Origin of the sequence: Clostridium sp., assembly GCF_036660475.1 — a bacterium.
Taxonomy (GTDB): Bacteria; Bacillota; Clostridia; order Clostridiales; family Clostridiaceae; genus Clostridium_J.
In genome coordinates this window covers 15,504-34,878 of record NZ_JAVXAO010000011.1, presented here as the reverse complement: position 1 = coordinate 34,878, position 19,375 = coordinate 15,504, and the positions used below count along the sequence as shown (strand labels likewise).

The 19,375-nt window shown below is 27.6% G+C and carries 21 protein-coding genes and 1 pseudogene; 10 read left to right on the top strand and 12 right to left on the bottom strand.

Annotated features, from left to right (window positions below; translation table 11 throughout):
- Positions 1 to 81: 81 nt before the first annotated feature.
- From RSA29_RS14365 to RSA29_RS14350, 4 genes are all read right to left on the bottom strand, one after another.
- The gene (locus tag RSA29_RS14365; protein ID WP_346944481.1) at positions 82 to 657 is read right to left on the bottom strand and encodes a GNAT family N-acetyltransferase; all 576 of its coding nucleotides are present in this window, start codon (positions 655 to 657) and stop codon (positions 82 to 84) included.
- 187 nt (positions 658 to 844) lie between these two features.
- Entirely contained in the window at positions 845 to 1,411 is a 567-nt protein-coding gene (locus tag RSA29_RS14360; RefSeq protein WP_346944480.1) for a GNAT family N-acetyltransferase, read from the bottom strand.
- Positions 1,412 to 1,758: 347 nt separating this feature from the next.
- A complete protein-coding gene (locus RSA29_RS14355; protein ID WP_346944479.1) occupies positions 1,759 to 2,292 on the bottom strand; it encodes a GrpB family protein in 534 nt (177 codons plus the stop codon).
- Positions 2,293 to 3,061: 769 nt separating this feature from the next.
- A complete protein-coding gene (locus RSA29_RS14350) occupies positions 3,062 to 3,646 on the bottom strand; it encodes a DJ-1/PfpI family protein (protein ID WP_346944478.1) in 585 nt (194 codons plus the stop codon).
- Between the two features lie 229 nt (positions 3,647 to 3,875).
- Between RSA29_RS14350 and RSA29_RS14345 the strand changes: the two genes are divergently transcribed.
- From RSA29_RS14345 to RSA29_RS14335, 3 genes are read left to right on the top strand one after another with little or no spacing between them, the layout of a single operon-like run.
- A complete protein-coding gene (locus tag RSA29_RS14345) occupies positions 3,876 to 4,433 on the top strand; it encodes an rRNA adenine N-6-methyltransferase family protein (RefSeq protein ID WP_346944477.1) in 558 nt (185 codons plus the stop codon).
- Complete coding sequence (locus RSA29_RS14340; RefSeq protein ID WP_346944476.1) at positions 4,426 to 5,103, top strand: response regulator transcription factor; 678 nt, start codon at positions 4,426 to 4,428, stop codon at positions 5,101 to 5,103. Before RSA29_RS14345 ends, RSA29_RS14340 begins: the two co-directional genes overlap by 8 nt.
- Entirely contained in the window at positions 5,100 to 6,398 is a 1,299-nt protein-coding gene (locus RSA29_RS14335; RefSeq protein ID WP_346944475.1) for a HAMP domain-containing sensor histidine kinase, read from the top strand. Before RSA29_RS14340 ends, RSA29_RS14335 begins: the two co-directional genes overlap by 4 nt.
- A 208-nt stretch (positions 6,399 to 6,606) precedes the next feature.
- On the opposite strand, the gene RSA29_RS14330 is transcribed toward RSA29_RS14335, so the two are convergent.
- From RSA29_RS14330 to RSA29_RS14320, 3 genes are all read right to left on the bottom strand, one after another.
- The gene (locus tag RSA29_RS14330; protein WP_346944474.1) at positions 6,607 to 7,983 is read right to left on the bottom strand and encodes an ATP-binding protein; all 1,377 of its coding nucleotides are present in this window, start codon (positions 7,981 to 7,983) and stop codon (positions 6,607 to 6,609) included.
- Positions 7,984 to 8,376: 393 nt separating this feature from the next.
- Positions 8,377 to 8,574, bottom strand: a complete 198-nt coding sequence (locus RSA29_RS14325) for a hypothetical protein (RefSeq protein ID WP_346944473.1) — start codon at positions 8,572 to 8,574, stop codon at positions 8,377 to 8,379.
- Between the two features lie 117 nt (positions 8,575 to 8,691).
- Positions 8,692 to 9,201: a GNAT family N-acetyltransferase gene (locus RSA29_RS14320; RefSeq protein WP_346944472.1), complete on the bottom strand. Its 510-nt coding sequence runs from the start codon at positions 9,199 to 9,201 to the stop codon at positions 8,692 to 8,694.
- Between the two features lie 930 nt (positions 9,202 to 10,131).
- Here RSA29_RS14320 and RSA29_RS14315 point away from each other — a divergent pair.
- From RSA29_RS14315 to RSA29_RS14300, 4 genes and pseudogenes are all read left to right on the top strand, one after another.
- Positions 10,132 to 10,464, top strand: a complete 333-nt coding sequence (locus RSA29_RS14315; RefSeq protein WP_346944471.1) for a hypothetical protein — start codon at positions 10,132 to 10,134, stop codon at positions 10,462 to 10,464.
- A gap of 160 nt (positions 10,465 to 10,624) precedes the next feature.
- Positions 10,625 to 10,897: pseudogene (locus RSA29_RS14310) on the top strand (recombinase family protein); the annotation flags it as partial.
- Positions 10,898 to 11,376: 479 nt separating this feature from the next.
- Positions 11,377 to 12,036 (top strand): CPBP family intramembrane glutamic endopeptidase, encoded by a 660-nt coding sequence (locus tag RSA29_RS14305; RefSeq protein WP_346944470.1) that lies wholly within the window; start codon positions 11,377 to 11,379, stop codon positions 12,034 to 12,036.
- 335 nt (positions 12,037 to 12,371) lie between these two features.
- Positions 12,372 to 12,617, top strand: a complete 246-nt coding sequence (locus RSA29_RS14300) for a hypothetical protein (protein WP_346944469.1) — start codon at positions 12,372 to 12,374, stop codon at positions 12,615 to 12,617.
- 67 nt (positions 12,618 to 12,684) lie between these two features.
- On the opposite strand, the gene RSA29_RS14295 is transcribed toward RSA29_RS14300, so the two are convergent.
- Positions 12,685 to 12,972: a hypothetical protein gene (locus RSA29_RS14295; RefSeq protein WP_346944468.1), complete on the bottom strand. Its 288-nt coding sequence runs from the start codon at positions 12,970 to 12,972 to the stop codon at positions 12,685 to 12,687.
- 244 nt (positions 12,973 to 13,216) lie between these two features.
- Here RSA29_RS14295 and RSA29_RS14290 point away from each other — a divergent pair, with 244 nt between their 5' ends.
- On the top strand, positions 13,217 to 13,549 hold the full coding sequence (locus RSA29_RS14290) for a hypothetical protein (protein ID WP_346944467.1): 333 nt from the start codon (positions 13,217 to 13,219) through the stop codon (positions 13,547 to 13,549).
- Positions 13,550 to 13,721: 172 nt separating this feature from the next.
- Here the strand turns inward: RSA29_RS14290 and RSA29_RS14285 are convergent, their stop codons facing one another.
- The 3 genes from RSA29_RS14285 to RSA29_RS14275 form a co-directional block, all read right to left on the bottom strand.
- Positions 13,722 to 14,264, bottom strand: a complete 543-nt coding sequence (locus RSA29_RS14285; protein WP_346944466.1) for a hypothetical protein — start codon at positions 14,262 to 14,264, stop codon at positions 13,722 to 13,724.
- Between the two features lie 123 nt (positions 14,265 to 14,387).
- Positions 14,388 to 14,960 carry a hypothetical protein gene (locus tag RSA29_RS14280; RefSeq protein ID WP_346944465.1) on the bottom strand — a complete coding sequence of 191 codons (573 nt, stop codon included), beginning with the start codon at positions 14,958 to 14,960 and terminating at the stop codon, positions 14,388 to 14,390.
- Positions 14,961 to 15,136: 176 nt separating this feature from the next.
- Positions 15,137 to 15,706 (bottom strand): sigma-70 family RNA polymerase sigma factor, encoded by a 570-nt coding sequence (locus tag RSA29_RS14275; protein WP_346944464.1) that lies wholly within the window; start codon positions 15,704 to 15,706, stop codon positions 15,137 to 15,139.
- 330 nt (positions 15,707 to 16,036) lie between these two features.
- Between RSA29_RS14275 and RSA29_RS14270 the strand changes: the two genes are divergently transcribed.
- Entirely contained in the window at positions 16,037 to 16,402 is a 366-nt protein-coding gene (locus tag RSA29_RS14270; RefSeq protein WP_346944463.1) for a hypothetical protein, read from the top strand.
- Positions 16,403 to 17,129: 727 nt separating this feature from the next.
- On the opposite strand, the gene RSA29_RS14265 is transcribed toward RSA29_RS14270, so the two are convergent.
- The gene (locus RSA29_RS14265) at positions 17,130 to 17,516 is read right to left on the bottom strand and encodes a hypothetical protein (protein ID WP_346944462.1); all 387 of its coding nucleotides are present in this window, start codon (positions 17,514 to 17,516) and stop codon (positions 17,130 to 17,132) included.
- A gap of 241 nt (positions 17,517 to 17,757) precedes the next feature.
- Between RSA29_RS14265 and RSA29_RS14260 the strand changes: the two genes are divergently transcribed.
- Entirely contained in the window at positions 17,758 to 19,260 is a 1,503-nt protein-coding gene (locus RSA29_RS14260) for a S41 family peptidase (RefSeq protein WP_346944461.1), read from the top strand.
- Positions 19,261 to 19,375 lie beyond the last annotated feature (115 nt).

Below are 19,375 nucleotides of genomic sequence, written 5' to 3'. Positions count from 1 at the left end.
TCATAAATATATTTATAGTTTTATTTTCGTAATATAATAAAATTGTTCATCAAATCTAACTGCTAAATTGGAATTTATCGCTTACTCTAATAAGTTAACCCTGTTATATTCATCTTGTCTCATGGAATAATATAATTCTCCATCATAACCACTATAATTTAAATCCTCAACTTTTAAAATTTTTTCAAAATTCATGCCAATCTTATCAATTACTTTTTTGGATGCAATATTGTCTGGTTTAACCAAGGCTACAATTCTTTTAATTCCTATAGTGTTAAACCCATAATTAAGCATAGCATTTGCTGCCTCTGTTGCTAAACCTCTTCCCCAATATTCACTAGATAATCCATAAAAAATTTCTACATCATCCGGATTACAATCAACTGAACCTAAGCCACACCACCCTATAACTCTATTACTTTTTTTGTCCATTATAGATACTCCAAATTTAATAATATTTTCAGGGGTGTTTTTTTCATAACAATATTCAACCATCCAGGTTATTAAATCTTTTACCCATTTATAGGACATAATACCTTCTGGTATATATTGCATAACTTTTTCATCACTATATATTTTGTATAAATCATCAATATCATCTATACAATAAGGCTTAATAATCAAATTTTCTGTATTAATATTTATATCTTTAAACATAAATTTTCTTTAGTGAGAGTGTGTATTGTAAGTAGCAAACTCTCACTAAATCCTCCTATCATCTTTTCTCAAAAATAAATTTGTTTTTCATTATAATACAATATTTCATTGTTAAATAATTTAACTCTTATAAGCAAATTTTGAAAATTGATTGTCCCATAATTTTATCATCCCACAAATACACTCATCATTTTCTTAAGTATTCTTCCTTAGTAAGGGTATAATATGGTTCTCCATTAAAAAAATCAAACTCTTTTGGTAAACCGTTAACAAAATACTGAAACTTGAATCCTAGTTTTTGTATTACCCTATTTGACGCAATATTTTCGGGTTTTGCTAAAGCAATAATTTTATTCATTCCTATTGTGTTGAAATAATAATCCATTAAAGCATTCATCATCTCAGTAGCATATCCTTTTCCCCAATACTCTTTTCCAATTAAATAGAAAATTTCTTTATCTGGATAAAAGCAGTCTATAACACCAAAACCACCCCACCCAATAAATTTATTATTATCCTTTAAAAAAACTGCAAAATTATATTTGAAATCACCATCATAATTGGTTTCATATAAATCAATCCACCACTTAAATGTTCCTCTAAATGATTCAATAGATGTAACCTTCCAATCCAAATAATCGAATAACCCTTCATCTTGCATTAATTCATAACACTCTGCAAAATCGTTCTGAATAAAAGGTTTAATTATTAATCTTCCTGTTTCAATTCTCATTTCCTTCACTGTATTCATCATTATATCCCCCCCATATAAACATATAATTAATTCACTTTCAGCCTTAATTTTATAATTAAATCATATACTTCCATAAATTTTGCATCAACCTAAAACATTTTTCCTAATTAATAATAATCCATTTTACTCTAGCGGTTAAATTCCTATTTATCGAGCAGTTTAAAATTCAAACTATCTCGTGATATTCTACAACTACGATTCAAATCAATTTGCTTTGTCCATATTGTAACATATTTTGTAAATACTTCACTATTCAATTTTCAAAGAACAACTTTCAATACTGTTTCGCTTTACAAGGATATTGTTCATTTATATTTATTATCTGTAAAACATAAACTAAATTAAAACTAAATTTTCTGTATTTCTCGCTTTGCCAATTCAATTACATTAACAATAAATTTAGTCTTGCTTTTTGTGTATGCATCTCTATCCTCTTTATATTTATTGGCTAAATCTAATTTCAGTCTGCAATATTCTTCTCTATAATCACAATGATTGCTCATAAAATTCCTAAACAAAATTAGATTATCAAAGTTTTTATCTCCATGTTGAACAATGTGAAGATTATGAGTGTTGCTTTTATCATTGCCTTTCCAAAAGAAAAATCTATTACTCTTTCCTAAAGAACCTTTAAAATGATATCCTATAGACTCTATATCATCTATTAATTTAAATCCATCTTCTAAATTCTTTATAGCTACAACAATGTCTATTATAGGTTTAGCGTACATACCTTTTATTGATGTGCTCCCAACATGCTGAATATCAATAACATATTCTTTTATACAGTTATATATATTTATTTTTTCTTTTTCAAATAACATACTCCATTCTTCCGAATAAGGATATAACATCACTGAATTTTTAGGTAATCCAACCACATTTCTTTCCCCCTTACACCATAAAATTCGCAAAATATTTTTTATTGATTCCTCAGAATTTAATACGATTATGAATTAACTATAACATATTTTGTAAATAAATTACTATTCAATTTTCAAAGAACAACTTTCAATACTGTTTCGCTTTACCTACAGACTAAATCTTAAACTATAAACTAAATTTTATATTTGCCATTTAAAATTATCCGAATTTCTGTGTTTTTATGTTTTTATGTTCTTAGCCCCATGTAGCCTTAGAGCAAACAAGGTTTGAGGCATCTAGGGAAATGCTAATTTTAGGGCTGTTTTTAATTTAAAATTGCAATAAAATTATTTTGTTTAATGTAGCAAGCTCAAGTTCAAAGATCCCTTGGCATTACCCATGGAGTAAAAATTATTCATGGCTTTATCTCTTTTTTTATGGATATTTTCCTTGAATGGTGAAATAAAAAATGCCGTATTATTCATTTGAATAATACGGCATTTAAAGAAATTATCTAATTTTATAATTGTTGAATGTTATATGAAAAGTGTGACCTAATTTTTAGATATATTTTACTTCATGAAGAATATAAGGTTCACCAGTGAAAACACCATAAATGATTTTTTCTTCACAACTTAACATACTCTTTACCATATCTCTCCTTTGTTACGATATATAACACCAAAAGCACCTTATTTTAATATAGACTAAGGCAGCTAAATCTAAGATTATTTCTATAAATATAGTTGTAAAATTGGAATTTATAGTGATAATTTTACTGGCATTCTAACGAATTGCACCATTTTTAAAATTGTCATACCATTGCTCAATTTCTTCATCACTATCAATTCCTAATATTTTAAAAATTTCATAAGCAAATTGTACAGCTGCAGTTTCATTTGCAGTAATAACTTGATTTGCAACAACTACCTGTTGATTAATATAAAATGCTTCTCCTCTATATTCTTTTTGCTGCTTAAATAATTCAAGACTGTCTCCTGTATGGTTTATATTATCAAGAAATCCATGCTTACATAGGAAAGTGGCTGCACCACAAATAGCTGCTATAGGAATATGTAATTCCATTATTCGCTTAACAAACTCTGCAATATTATTATAGTCACTTTCTTCCCATGATAAACCTCCAGGTAGAATAACCATAGCAGTTTTATCGAAATCCTTATAATCATTTATAGTACAGTCTATAGAGGCATTAATACCTCCCATTGATTTCTTAGGCAGTTTATCAATTCCAATTGTTTTAACCTTATAATCTGAAAAAGAATTGATAACTGCAATAGCATAACTTGCTTCCCAATCATTCCATTGTTCTGTTAACACAATCAGAACCTGATTTTTAATATTCTTCATAATAGTCCCCCTAATATTTAAATCTAAACGCTAAATTCCTATTTATCCCTCATAACACAGTGCCATTATAAAGAAATTATAGCATTATTATACAACAAGGTGCTATTCAATTTTCAATTAATAAATTAGCAAACCTTTTTAAATCTTAACAAATCTTAATACTTTTATAGTGCAAAGATTAAACATTTAAGTTTACTCTATAATAAAATGGAGATTTTAGGAGGATAAAATGTTTTTATTTGAGTATATTAAAAATCCAAAGATGGTTGGAGCAGTAGCGCCAAGTGGTAAGAGTTTAGCAGAAAAAATGATAAATAGTATTGATTTTAGAAATGCAAAATCTATAGTTGAATATGGACCTGGCACTGGAGTATTTACAGAAAAAATACTTGCAAGGGTACAAAATGATACAATAGTCTTATTAGTAGAAGTAAATACAGAATTCTATAATATATTAAAAAATCGATATGGACATAAGAAAAATGTAATAATAGTAAATGATAGTGCAGAAAATATTGATAAAATACTAAAGGAAAATGATATAGAAAAGGTAGATTACATTGTATCAGGACTACCTTTTGCATCACTTCCAAGGAAGGTTTCTTGCAATATTTTAAAGAAGACTTCAATGCTAGTAAGTAAAAATACCGAATTTATTACATTTCAATATTCACTGTTTACATTGAAATTTTTAGGAGAGTATTTTAAGAACATTAATTATAGAAGAGTGGTGAAAAATATCCCACCTGCTTATGTTCTAAAGTGTAAAGGAGGAAAATATGAGTAAAAATATATTGGTGGTAGATGATGATAAGGATATAAGAGAGCTTGTAGCGGTTTATTTGAAAACAGAGAATTTTAATGTGGAGTTAGCTGAAAATGGCGAGGAAGCACTAGAGTTAATTGAAAAAAAGGAATTTGATTTAGTTATTTTAGATGTAATGATGCCAAAACTAAATGGTTTAGATACATTAATAAGGATTAGAAAAAATCATGTAATGCCAGTTATCTTCCTTACAGCTAAAAGTGAAGAAATAGATATGATAAATGGCTTTGTTTTAGGTGCAGATGACTATATAGGAAAACCATTTAGTTCTATGGAACTATTAGCTAGAGTTAAGGCTCATCTTAGACGATATACTATTTTTAGTAGTACAGAAAAATCTACTATAACAATAGGTGATTTAGTATTAAATACTGATAAACATATGGTAACTGTTTCTGGAAATGAAGTGAATTTAACACCAACAGAATATAAAATTCTTGAGCTTATGTGTAAAAATAGAGATATAGTCTTTTCTGTTGATCAAATCTATGAAAATATATGGAGAAATAAAGCTGCAGTTGGAGACACTTCTATAATGGTTCATATAACTAAGCTTAGACAAAAATTAGAAAAAGACAATAAAAATCCTGAATACATTAAAACAGTCTGGGGAGTAGGGTATAAGATATGATTAAAAAATTTAAGATAAAATACAACATTATTTTAGGAGTACTAATTGGTTTTATATTAGCTCAATTTGTAATAGCAGAAGGCTATGCAATTATAACTGTATTACAGCTAAATAATGGAACTTCAGACTTTGATATAATTCCTAAAAGTGTATATTTTTTTAAGTACCTTGCCTTATTTGTATTTATAGTCACAATAGGGATTTTTTGTACTAGAAGATTTAGAACTATCAACTTTAATAAGATAAGTCTTTATATAACCTTATCTTTAATATTTTCAATAGTTGTTACTTTTGAGTTACTATTTATTATACTCACTATAACAGTTGAAGCTTTCCCTAAAATCACCTATTATTTAGAGACAAATTACTTTGTATCTGTAAATTTAGCCTTCATTATGATAATTATAGGCATAGGAATTTTTCTCACAACATTTATATTACTTCTAAATAGAAAGGTAAAATATATTAAGTTTTTAACTAAGGAAGTAAAAAGTATTCAGGAAGATGGGTTTGGTAAAACAATAAATGTAAAAGGGAAAGATGAGCTTGCAGAGCTTTGTACAAGTATAAATAATATGTCCATTGAGCTTGCTCAAAGAATAGAAAATGAAAAGAAAATTGAAAATACAAAGGCAGAGCTTATAACTAACATATCCCATGATTTAAAAACCCCTCTAACTTCACTAGTTGGCTATTTAGAACTATTAGATAGGGGTGAAGTTGATGAAGAAACAAGAGAAAAGTATATATATATTGCATATAGTAAAAGTTTAAGATTAAAGGATTTAGTCAATGAATTGTTTGAATACACTAAGCTAACTAGCCCTGACTTTAAAATAAATAGAGAAAAGCATAATCTGGCTAACCTAATAAATCAAATGGTTGGTGAAAGTATACTTGGATTTTCCTCTAAAAACATAGAGGTGCTTTTAAAAAATCCATATAGAGAAATTTATACATACATTGATATAAAGCTATTTTCAAGGGTAATAGAAAACCTTATAAAAAATGCAGAGAAATATAGTGATGAAGGTGGAATTTTTAAAATAGAAGTAAATAAAGAGGGAGAAACTATCTTTATTTCATTTACAAATAAATGTGAATCTTTAAAGGATGCTGCACTAGAAAAGATTTTTGAAAAGTTTTATAGACTCGATGAGGCAAGAAGTTTAGAAAATGAGGGTTCTGGACTTGGACTATCTATAGCAAAAAGAATAATTGAGCTTCATGAAGGAAGTCTTACAGCAGAAAAGAAGGGTGAACTCATAGAGTTTAAAATAAAACTTAATTCTTAATAAAAGTTATTACTTCAGTTACTCTTTCATATTCAATAGAAATTTTCAAAGTTGATACACAAACTCTTATACTATATTTTGCCTTAGGCATGATACTTATATGGACAAAATCCATACTTCAAAATAGAAGAAGAGCTTAGTAATATCAATGGTTAAAGGGTACAAGAACATAAAAAAGAACCTTTAATATCAAAGGTTCTTTTAATTATTATTGAGAAAGAATCAAATCATCTCTTTCCTTTGATAAGTTTATTAGATCTTCAGTAAAACCATTGATACTAAAGAGTATAAAGTGCTCTTTTCTATTTCCTTTTTTCCATTCTACAGATTTAGCCTTTTCCTCAAGAGCTTTTAAAACATCAATACCAACCTTACCTTCCCAGTATTTACATTCTCCAAAGATTATATCTTCTCCAGTGGAATCAATTGCCACAATATCAATTTCAGTATTGCTATTCCACCATCTGCCTACTTTGTCAAAGTAAAAACTCCATCTATCTTCACTGCATAGCTGCCACATCTCTTCTATACATACATCCTCATACACATAACTTACATGACGGTCTATAAGATTTCTACATATTTTAGTCATGGCAATTTTTTCGTTACCACTTTCAATAAAGCTTAAATTTGGATAGATGAATTTAAACCAAAATAGGATGAAGTTATCTTTTATTTTATACAAACCTCTTTTACTCTTTTCAGGGTTTTCCTCAGTTATTGGAACTTCCCTTTCAATAATATCTAAGTTTATAAGAGTATTTAAATACTTTGTGATTCCAGTCTGTTTAATCTCCAAAACACCTGCAATTTTACCAAGTTTTTCATTGCCGGCAGCGATGGCTTTAATTATAGAAAAGTAACTGCCAACCTCAGATACTTCTCGTTGAAGTAAAAAATTAGGCTCATCATATAGAAAGCTTGACTTTGAGAGTACATTCTTCTCTATGGCCGTATATATATCCTGGCTATCATAAAAAAGTTCAATGTATTTAGGTATTCCACCAGTCACAGCATAGTATTCTATAAGCTCTTTCCTATTCTTACTTTGGAAAAATTCATTATAATATCTAAATGGTATCTGTTTTAGTTTTATCTGCCCTGTACGTCTTCCATATAGTGGGCTGGTATATGCAAGGGTCTGACTTTCCATCATGGATATTAATGATCCACACAGAATCACCATGACATTTTTATCCTTCAGCATAGTATCCCATATTTTTTGAAATATGGAGGGAAATGCTCCATTAGATTTTCCTAAATACTGAAATTCATCTATTATAATAAGCTTTTTTTTATCTGATTTATAATCAATAAGAGATTTAAATATTATATCCCAATTTTGAACACTTGCATTGCTGAGTAGTTCATTATCTGTATAACTCGCTACCATATTTTTAAACGCAGTTCTATTTTGCGCCTCACTCTCTTCGGTAACCAGGTAATAAAGAGCATCTTTACCTTTCATAAACTCTACTGTAAGAGCAGTTTTACCCACCCGTCTTCTTCCATATAGAATGACTAATGAAGAGCCATCTCTATTATATTCATCATTTAAAAACTCACGTTCCTTATCTCTATTCACAAAACGATTCAATTAAATCACCCCTTATAATTATTATACTCCAAATTATAATAATTATAAGTATAACTTGTGATATTTTTTATTATTATAGTAATTTCCTACATTTTCATGTTTTTATGTTTTTATGTTCTTAGGGTGTTAAACGCTTAGAGCCAACAAGGTTTTATGCCTCTAGGGAAAATGCTAATTTCAGTGCTATTTTTAATTTGAAATTGTAATAAAATTATTTTGTTTAATGTAGCAAGCTCAAGTTCCAAGATACATTCGTATTACCCCTATGGTGAAAATTATTTATGGTTTTATCTCTTTTTTTATGGATATTTTTCTTGAATTTCGAAATAAAAAATACCGCATATTAATTTCAAATAATACGGCATTTTTATAAATATATTATTACTTTGTATTAAGTTTTTTTATTTCTTCTAAAATTGTAAATGTACAAAAAATAATTGTTGATATTACGGCAATACCCATAGTGATACCTACTGCATCACCTGCATTAAATATAAATGAGAATCCCCATAAAAATCCCCATGCTACTAAAAAACCTACAATAAATGATACTAAAATTCGTATATAAATATTTTTCATTTTCATTCCACCTTTTGTGTATTTTATACATTTTTAAAATCTTATCTAAAGTACAATAATGTACAATTCCATATCATTTTTTAAATTTACTCTTGATAATGTAGAGATTTCAAACCGCTATAATTCTATCCAGTATCTTAAAACTTTTTTACCTGTCTCTTTAGAAATTATAGTATTTTCTAATTTTCCTCCATTGTTTTCAATAATTTTCTTTGAACCTATATTATCAAGATCGCATGTTAACAATACTTTTTCAAATTCAAGTTCTCTTGCTTTGTCTAATGCTAATTTTAATATAATTTTTCCATATCCTTTTCGTCTAAACCTTGGCGAAATATCATATCCAATATGACCACCTTCAAGATAGTTTCTTTCTACTAGTTTATGTCTTAATCTAACAGTTCCCAGAATATCACCAGTGTTATTTATAAGCCACCATTCTGTTGAAGGAACATAGCCTTTAGGTAACCCAATACCCTTCGATAAATCGTTAAGATCTTTAATATATCCTTCAAAATCAAAATTAGTGTTGAAATGCTCACTATTAAAAATATCCTCATTATTATCATTAACCATATTTATAAATTTTTCTTTAAGACAACTGTCTGGTTTAACTAAATTACACATCCCCATCCTCCATTTATGTTTACTATTATGAAATCGTTCTATAACGTCGTAATAATATACAACTACATTCAAATCAATATGTTTTATCCATATTATAACATATTTTTCAAATACCCTACTATTCAATTTTCAAAGTACAAATTTTAATACTGTTTCTCCTTATCTACAAATCAAACTTTAAATTATTTGATTTTAGAAATCACTATAGGATGGGAGCTCTGTAGACACGTTACGCACCGCGTAGGTGGAAAGCCTATCAATAGTTTCATATTGTTTATAATGGGTGGGAGAGAGAAGAAAAATTACACTGGCAGCTATAGCTATGAGGTGAAGATAATAAGTACTTATACAAATGTGATACAAAGGTATAACGAAAGTATAAGCTATACAAAAGTTATACCAACGTATAATAGGATATTTAAATGTAGATGAATTTTTTAGTACTATAATACTAAAGTACTTTAGTGTTAACAGGAGTGGGGAGTCCAGACCGTGAGTATAAGATATCTCATAAAGGCTATAGGCGGAAGGGGCAATTGAGTATATGATTTACTTTAGGTCCTTTCCTAAGTAGAGGTTGGTGACAACTTTAGTTGTGACCAAGGATAGAGAGGATAGTCTTTAGATTCTTATTAGAAACTTCTGAAAGGCACTTTGAGAAGTTGAGATAAAAAGATAGTCTATAGTGCAGTGACAAGGTTTCCTTGTGACTGCAGATTAAGTGATAGTTTAAAGTTAATATTAATGGAAGTGTGAGAAAAAGTGGACTAACTCCATGAGTTTATACCACTTTTTTCTTACACTTCCACCAGGGTGAGATTATCTAAAATATTCAATGGTGTGATACTTCATGTATATAAAACCTACTTGCAAATTATCGGGCCACTTAAATATATATATGTATAATCTTATTTTAAAGGAGTGGATACCATGAATGAAAAGTATTTTAACAAAGATATCGAGGATAAAAAGTTTTATCATTCTCTTCTAAAGAATTGTACAGATAGAATTGAAAATAGGGAGATAACCTTCCCCATAATATCAGAGGAATCCAAGGAAGAGTTAAATGAAGTAATAGTAAAGACTGTATGGGATATGTTCTATAATTTTAGACCAGAGCCAAGGATTCAGATAGTGGCTGCTGAAGTAGCTAAGGATTTCTATAATACTATACTTAAGGTTCAAGATGTTGAAGTTGCACTTCAAAGGATATGTGAAGAGAAGGATCTAGATGTGGTAGTAATAACAGAATTAAGTTTTTAATTCCTTAGAAATGTAATATAATAGAAATAGATATTATTCCATTTACCTAGAGAGTAGTTATAGCCGAACTACTCTTTTTTTATTGCTATGAAGTTATTCTTACATTAAGATGAAGGTTGCTTAAGAGCAATACACCGTATAAATTTAAATATATTAATATTTGAGGGAAATAGGATATATTCGAGTAAGTTCACAAGACCAAAATCAAGAAAGACAAATAAAACAATTGAATGAAATAGGTATGGATATTATTTATCAAGAAAAAGTATCAGGAGCAACAATGGATAGAAAATAACTCCAAAAAATGTTAAATGAATTACAAGCTGGGGATACTATTTATGAAACTGATTTAGCTAGAATAACGAGAAGTACAAAAGATTTATTTTTATTAATAGACTGTATTAAAAGTAAAAATGTAAATTTAAAATCATTAATTATAGCGTCAGAAATTGCTTAGCGTTGTAAATCCGCATTTTGATGATGCTACCCCATATATATTGAAAATGTCACTAGATTTTGCAATTAAGCTGCAGTAAGAAGGAACCCTGTAACTCATCTATGAACTATCATTTATATATAACCTTCTCAAAGTAACTTACCATCATGAATATAATTAAAAGTGAATATAGATTGACTATTCTTACATGGAATATGTATACTGAAATTAATAAAAATTATACTTTTTATTAAAAATATATTTAATTTTATAAAATTTTGTAATTTTTAATTCACAACAGAGAAAGGAGGGGTTTAGCAACTCAGGTATAGCAATTCATTGTCATATAAATTTAAGTCATGTCATGATAAAAATTCAACTTAAGCTGTAATTTAAATTTATGTGTTATTTTTAACTGACAACATTGAAATTAATACAACTTAAATTGTAAAATACATAAAAAGGGGAGACTTTAGATGAAAATTAACAAAAAAATTATATATCCCATAGCTCTTATAGGCATATATATGGTGTATTTCTTTTTCTTGATAAAATACTTCTATAATAATGATTTACTTATAGCTGCTAAAAACGTCACTATATCAAATATCGGAATAAGTTTATTAATTGAATTTCTAGCTAACTTACTTATTGTAATAATTATTATGTCAATTATGCTTAGAAAAAAACAATCATTAAATATAACTGGAACAACGAGAAATGGCAAGATAGTTGCTTGTATTTTATTTGCAATTTATATAGGAATATTTTTTATCAAAGGTGATTTCTCACTAGCAGGTATATATAAACCATTCTTTTTTCTAATTGTTGTAGGATTTTCAGAAGAATTTATTTTTAGGGGATACTTATTTACAGAATTAGACAAAGAGTTACCTACATATTTAGCCATAATAATTAGTGGTATGATGTGGGGCGCTATGCATGCTGCAATTCCAATTATTACAAATAACTATTTAGTTACTCAATCCTTAAGTGTTATTATCTCAACCCTTGGAGGATATACTGCGGCTGGAGCAATATTTGTTTTATTATATAAAAAGAGTAATTCTTTGATAGTTCCTATTTTAGTACATGCACTATTAGATTTTTATCCTGTATTGATGAATAAGATATAATTTAGCCATGAGCCCTTTGAGGGTTAGTAGTATAGACATAGTAACAATGCAAATTCAACTAATAAGTCAAAAAAGCTCTATAAGTTTAGCGTTATAGCAAGCCCAAGTCCCACGGGCCTTTCGCAATGACCCCTGGGGTAAAAATTCTTCCAGGGACAAAGTTTCCAAATTTTAACCTAGGGTAACTTACCAAACAGCGAAGTGAACGAGTTTGCTATTGTTTACATATTGTTGCCAAACAAGCACATCCAAAATCCTTATAATAATGTTGCTTAATACAATAATAATATTTTATAATATATACCTATTTTATACATAAAGGAGGGTGATTTACTATGGAGCTGATTTTGCGTTTAATTGTACTTACATTGCTAGCTTATGAGTTTAAAATTAATAAAAAAATATATTATATACCACCTATAATATATTTCTTAACGGGAATTATTGATATAATTCTAAAGCATACAGTAATACTTAGCAAGGCTAGTATGATAACTATAGACATTATTCAATTTATTTGTATAATTATATTTATATATCTATATATTAGATCGAAAAAAAGAAAAAAATATAGCTATTAAGGTCTTCTTGATTCATAAACAAATGCATTTACGAATCCTTTCGCAATGACCCCTGGGGTGAAAATTCTTATTCATTAGCATAAAATTTAATGTTTTCATCTTTTAAACCAATATACTCAATATTCCCTCCAAATACCATATGTTTATCTGGGGTAATTATAATTAACCCATCATCGATACGAATTAATTCATTTTCCCCTTGAAAAGTAAAAACAATTATATTAGCATTATCAAGTTTTTCCTTATACTTAAAAGTGGTTGTAATAAATATCCCATTAATTATAACCAGAATAATTACTACCCCAATAAGTGAGTAAACCCAGTTGGGGTATTTTTTTTGAAATTTTTTTAACATAATTTTCACCTCTCCTATTTTAATATAGGTAATGAATAATATGATACCATTATGAATTTATTATAACATATTTTGTAAATGCCGTATTATTCAATTTTCAAAGATCAAATTTCATTTATAATAGGTGGGAGAAAGAAGAAAAATCTGTACTGGGAACTATAGCTATGTGTATAGAACCTACTTGCAAATTATCGGGCCACTTAAATATATATATGTATAATCTTATTTTAAAGGAGTGGATACCATGAATGAAAAGTATTTTAACAAAGATATCGAGGATAAAAAGTTTTATCATTCTCTTCTAAAGAATTGTACAGATAGAATTGAAAATAGGGAGATAACCTTCCCCATAATATCAGAGGAATCCAAGGAAGAGTTAAATGAAGTAATAGTAAAGACTGTATGGGATATGTTCTATAATTTTAGACCAGAGCCAAGGATTCAGATAGTGGCTGCTGAAGTAGCTAAGGATTTCTATAATACTGTACTTAAGGTTCAAGATGTCGAAGTTGCACTTCAAAGGATATGTGAAGAGAAGGACCTAGATGTGGTAGTAATAACAGAATTAAGTTTTTAAGATAACACTCTCATCAGGAACTTATTAGTTGATGTAAAATATGGTTTAAAACTCATGTAACTCGTTGATATCCCAAATAAGTACTAAAAAAGTACTTTGCTTTTTTATTGCAAAGTACTATAAAATATTATACATTTCCATATTAATGTTTACAAACGTAAAATTTATATATTTATTCTGCTGCTACAATTGAATTTATTTGTTCAAAGTAATCAACTAATTTATCATTAGGTTTTATTTTATTAAATATATTAAATTTATTGTTTTCAAAAAAAGTATTTATAGGCATTTTTAATATTTCAGAAGAAATTAAATAAACTTCATTTAAATTATTTAATACTTCATTTCTATAAATATCATTTTTTTCAAAAGTTTCTAGATTTATTTCAAGCAAATAATATACTAATGGTGTAATTGGTTTCTTAAAATTATTGTTAAATTCACGGTAATCCAAGCTATAATTTGAATTATCTAGTCTTAAACCTAATTTTTTTATAATATCAAGTTCTTGATAAATATCATTGGTTTTATTAATGTCATTTTCATAATCATCCATTATAAGATTAAAATTTCTTATGTTATAATGAAATTTATCTCTAATCATAGCATCACTTTTTCGTTGATAATTTACAAGTAATACAATGAAAAATGCACATATTAATAATAATATTATTATGTGCATTTGATATATATTTAATCTCTTTTTATTTTCCATTAAATTCACCTACTTCATTTATTTGTAATTTATTTATATAATAAATTAATAAATAAAGCAACATAATATTAAAAATTATGTTGCTTTATTTATCGTAAATTATATTTATTACCTACCCATTTTTTACTTTTTTAACTTTATATTTATATTAAATGTAAAATTAGATTTTGAATTTGAGGTATAAGGTGAATTAAAATAATTAAACGGTAGTTGTGTCTCATTAGAAGTTAAATATTTCAGTGTGAAAAATTTTCTAGTATAGGATACACCTGTACTATTTTTAGGAACTGCCTTGAAATTATCTAACAAACATTCAGAATTAACAATTATATTTGTGTCGTTATAGTTGTTTAAAACCCATTTAGCGTCTATTGTTGAATTAGAATATAATGATACAATGAATTGCTCATTATTATTTAATTCTAGATTTATTGTGTCATTATTTGATACAATAAATCTTTTAAAGTTTAAATTATCAACTTCACCTTGGATTATATAGATAATTTGTTTATTATAATCATCAGGTATTTCATAGTTATACTGCATTAATTTATTTTGAAGTACTGTTTTAGTATTATCATAATTTTTATTATATTCCTTCTGATTATTATTGTATTTAATAATAAACATCATAATAATGAATATCATAATAATGAGAATAAGTATGAATAACGATGTGTTCACTTTTTTCATCATTTATATCCTCCTAATAATATTATTATTATATTAAAAGTGAAATATGCACCATTAATGGTGTTTTTTTGAATTTGCATTAAGGATATTTTATCTGTTTTTAACTACTATTGATTGTAGCAATCAAGCTCAAGTCCCACGGCCTTTCGCAATGACCCCTGGGGTGAGAATTCAATTTCTTACACACTTATCTCACTAGCAAGTGAACTCATAAGTACATTTAAGGCTCTATTTTTCCTTCTGTATATAGTGGTATAGCTTACATTTAAATCAGCTGCTATTTCCTTGATTGAAGTTCCCTGAAAATATAGCTGAGATATTAACTCTGCTTCACCTATAGTTAGATTTTTAAAGGCTTTATGGAGGGTAGATACTTCTATTGACATAAGTACGTTATCTTCAATACTAATGGCATCAGCCACTTCTACTAGCATTTCATCTGAGGTGTTTTTGCCATGTCTTCTCTGTTCTTTTAATAATAGATCTAAATAATTATTCTTTATGGCTCTGGTAACATAACTAGTGAAATTTTTGCTTTTATCCTGGTTAAAGCTAATGATGCATTTTAGTATTGTAAAAGTTCCAATTTGAATCATATCTTCTATATCGAAGTTAGGGATTCTTATTTTAAAAGCCTCTGTGTACACATAGTTTGCATATCTTTTGATAATTCGCTCCTTAGCCTCCATAGACCCATTTTTAGCCTGTAGTATATCAACTTCTAATCCTTTAAATTCCTCACTTTTCATCAATATCACCTCTTAAAATGATTATATATCTTTTTACAAAAATTGTATATAGGTAAAAGGTTAAGTATTTTAAAAATAATATACAATTGTGTTATCTATTAGTAGTGGTTAAAACAGAATAACCCGGCGGAACAATCTCGCTTAAATAAAAGCCTAGATGAAAAAACTAATATTCATCTAGACTTTTATGTTGCAGCAAAAAAAATTTTTATAGAATTACCCCCAAGGGGGGACCATATATGGATTTTTACTTACAATTTTTGTAATTTATTTTCAAAATCAAGAGGAAATTCAAAGTTATAATAGAATAGATATACAAAAGTTATACCAATGGATAACCCGGCTATTGAAAATAAAGATATAACAAATGTTATACAAAGGTATAACATCACCCCAAAGCCAGAAGTTATACAAAAGTATAACGAAGATATAGATGTTGAAACTTTAAAAGAACTTATAGGCCTTATAGAGCCAATAAAAGAAGTTATACAAGAGTATAACAAAAGTATAAATATAGTAGATGTAAAGCCTATAGAGCTTAAACCTAAAGCCATTGTGGAAGTTAAACAGAAACTATTTAAGATTGATGTAGAAGTATCTGATAAATGGGATGAGTTTGTAAAGGAGCATAAAGAGTTTAAGGTCCAGCAGCTAATAAGCTTGGCCATGGAGGAGTTTATTGGGAGGTATAAGTAGGTATGTCACCCCTGGCTAATCTAAAATTTATTGGTTATATAAACTATATGTGGTATAAAATAATGCCTTGTCATATATCTAACTCCCAGATTATATAGGAAAGTATATAGATAATCTGGGGGATTACTATCATATTTACGTTTGTACATTAGCAAGATCAAATCCCAAGATGTGAATGACTTTGATCATAAGTTTTGCCACCGATATATACATTGAATATACGTCATGACTTTATCGGTGGCGATAGTGTTAATTTCCGACACCTCACTAATAAACTTAACTATTATGAAGCTTACATCGTTGGATTTCATAATAGTTTTTTCTCACCATAAAAACAAAACTGCTATCAGTAACACACACTTCCTGACAACATTATAAAAGCTTAATTCTTTATAGTGTTACTTAACTATATTGTCACATATATAAATATAATTTATATATTGATACTAATACCACCTTGCCATAATAAGAATATGGAGTAACATTGTTGACTAAAACCGATTGTTAATTTTCTCATCCACTTTAGATGTTAGAATGCATTTTTATATTATTAATTGAATACATAAATATAATTGGACAGCTTGTTACTCATATTGTATTATGATACATATAATGCAATTAAGGAGAGTTTATGTATGAATACTTTTAGAAAAGTGAAATCTTTATTTTCGGTATTATTAATAATTCTGGTTATATTTTCAGCCTACCTCTATTCTTGTAGTAACACTCAATCTATAAATTTTTCAATATTTATAACGCTTATGGCTGCCTTACTTGGATTTATTGATGGCTTAGAGTATATAATCATAAAAAAATCCACCAAAATAGGATATCTAATTTGCACATTATCTATTCTTCTTCCTATTCCAATTATAATTTTAACAAATGCTATATCATAAAAATAATTAATTATTTCAGATGTTACATAATTAATTTCTCTTACTGATGTATGTTTACTAAACGTAAATCTTATCGTACTATCGCATTCTTCATCAGTTAATCCTATTGCTTTTAACACATGAGATTGCATCAATAAATTTTCAGAACAAGCAGAACTAGATGATACATATATATTTTTGCTATCGAGCAACATCTTAAATATTATACCATTCATATTATCCAACTTATGTAGCAAGCTCAAGTCCCAAGGTCCTTTCACATTACCCCTGGGGTGAAAATTATTCCAGGGACAAAGTTTCCTTAGGATTACAGTTTAGGAAGGGTAAATTTCCAAATTTTACACCTCAGGGTAACTTACGAAAGAGCGAAGTGAATGAGTTTGTAATAACCCATGATGCTGGAGTATTAGATATATCAGATAAAATTATAAACTTACATTTTGGAGGAAATAATTAATGAATAAAAAATTAAAGATTCTTTTAGTTATTATAATTTCTATATTCTTGATAGTTGGAGGAATTTATGGATATAAAAGATATAAAAAATATGATACATATAAAACAGATGCAGTATTTTTGTTGAATTTTTTAGAAGATAATTATCCTTTTTTTCAGGTTAAAGAAAAAACATTAGATTATAATTTTTTAGATCAGAAAGAAAAACTTATAGAAAAAATATCTAAATCTAAAAATGATACTGAATTTATTAAGAATGTAAGTTTAACTATGCGTTTATTACAAAATGCTCATAGCAGCATATCCTTCAACTCATTAATTTTTGATCATAGTAATTTAAATGATAGCAACATTGATTTAAAAGAAAAAACTGAATATTGGACTGATAAGTATTCAAAAACCCTTTATATTGCAGATGTAAAATGTAAGTATATTCAAGGTAAATATATTGTTACAAAATCTAAAAATGAAAAAGTACCAGTAGGAAGTATGATTACTAAGATTAATGGAAAAAGTGTAAGTGATTATTTGTATGAGCATAAAGAGATTTATTATGTATTAAAGGATTCTAAAAGAAATCAATATTATATACATGAAGATAATTATTTTAAAAGAGATAGTTCACCAGACAGTATAGAAGTTGAATATAATGATGAAAAAATAGATTCAACCATTCACTATGATCCATATAGCAAAGAAATAAAAGAATGGTATTATGGCGATTTTATTAACTCTAGTGACAACAATATTACATTAGATATTGTAGATGCAGGTAAAACCGCATATATAAAGATTAGAAGTTTTAACAATGAATACATGGCAAAGAACCAAGCAACTATACAAAAATTCTTATTAAATGAATGTGCAGATGTTGATAATATTATTATAGATATAAGGGGTAATGGTGGTGGAAATAACCAATTTGGTGAATTTCTAATTTCAGCTTTATCCGATAAACCTTTATATATGTCTTATTATGATTGTTTTAAAGATACCAAATTTATGGATGAATATTACTTCTCAAGAATGTTAAGTGAAAAAGAAATAAATAAATCTGAAATTCCAAATAGTAATTATGATTTAAATAACTTTAGAATATATAACGTAGATAAAACTATAACCCCTTATGGTAATTCTATAAAATTTAAAGGGGATATATATATATTAGTTGATGATATAGTTTATTCTGCATCAGAGTACTTTGCAAGCATAATCAAAGATACTAAGTTTGCAGAAATAATAGGAACAACCACAGGTGGAGATGGTTTAGGTCCAGAACCAATAGCTACTCTCCTTCCCAATAGTAAGATAGCTATACAATTTTCATCAACTCTATCCATGAACAGTGTGGGCATAGTAAATGAAGAAGTTCATACTGAACCGGATATATATATAGAACAAGATTTAAATGATTACTTAGAGTATTTAAATTCAGATCTTGATAACATTGAAAGAAGTAAATACGATACAGTATACAATAGAGTTATGAATATATTAAAATAGACATTGCTTATACTTGATTAATTTTTTAGCAAGCTCAAGTCCAAGGTCCTTTCACATTACCCCTGGGGTGAAAATTCTTCCGGGACAAGGTTGCCTTGGGACTACAGTTTAGGAA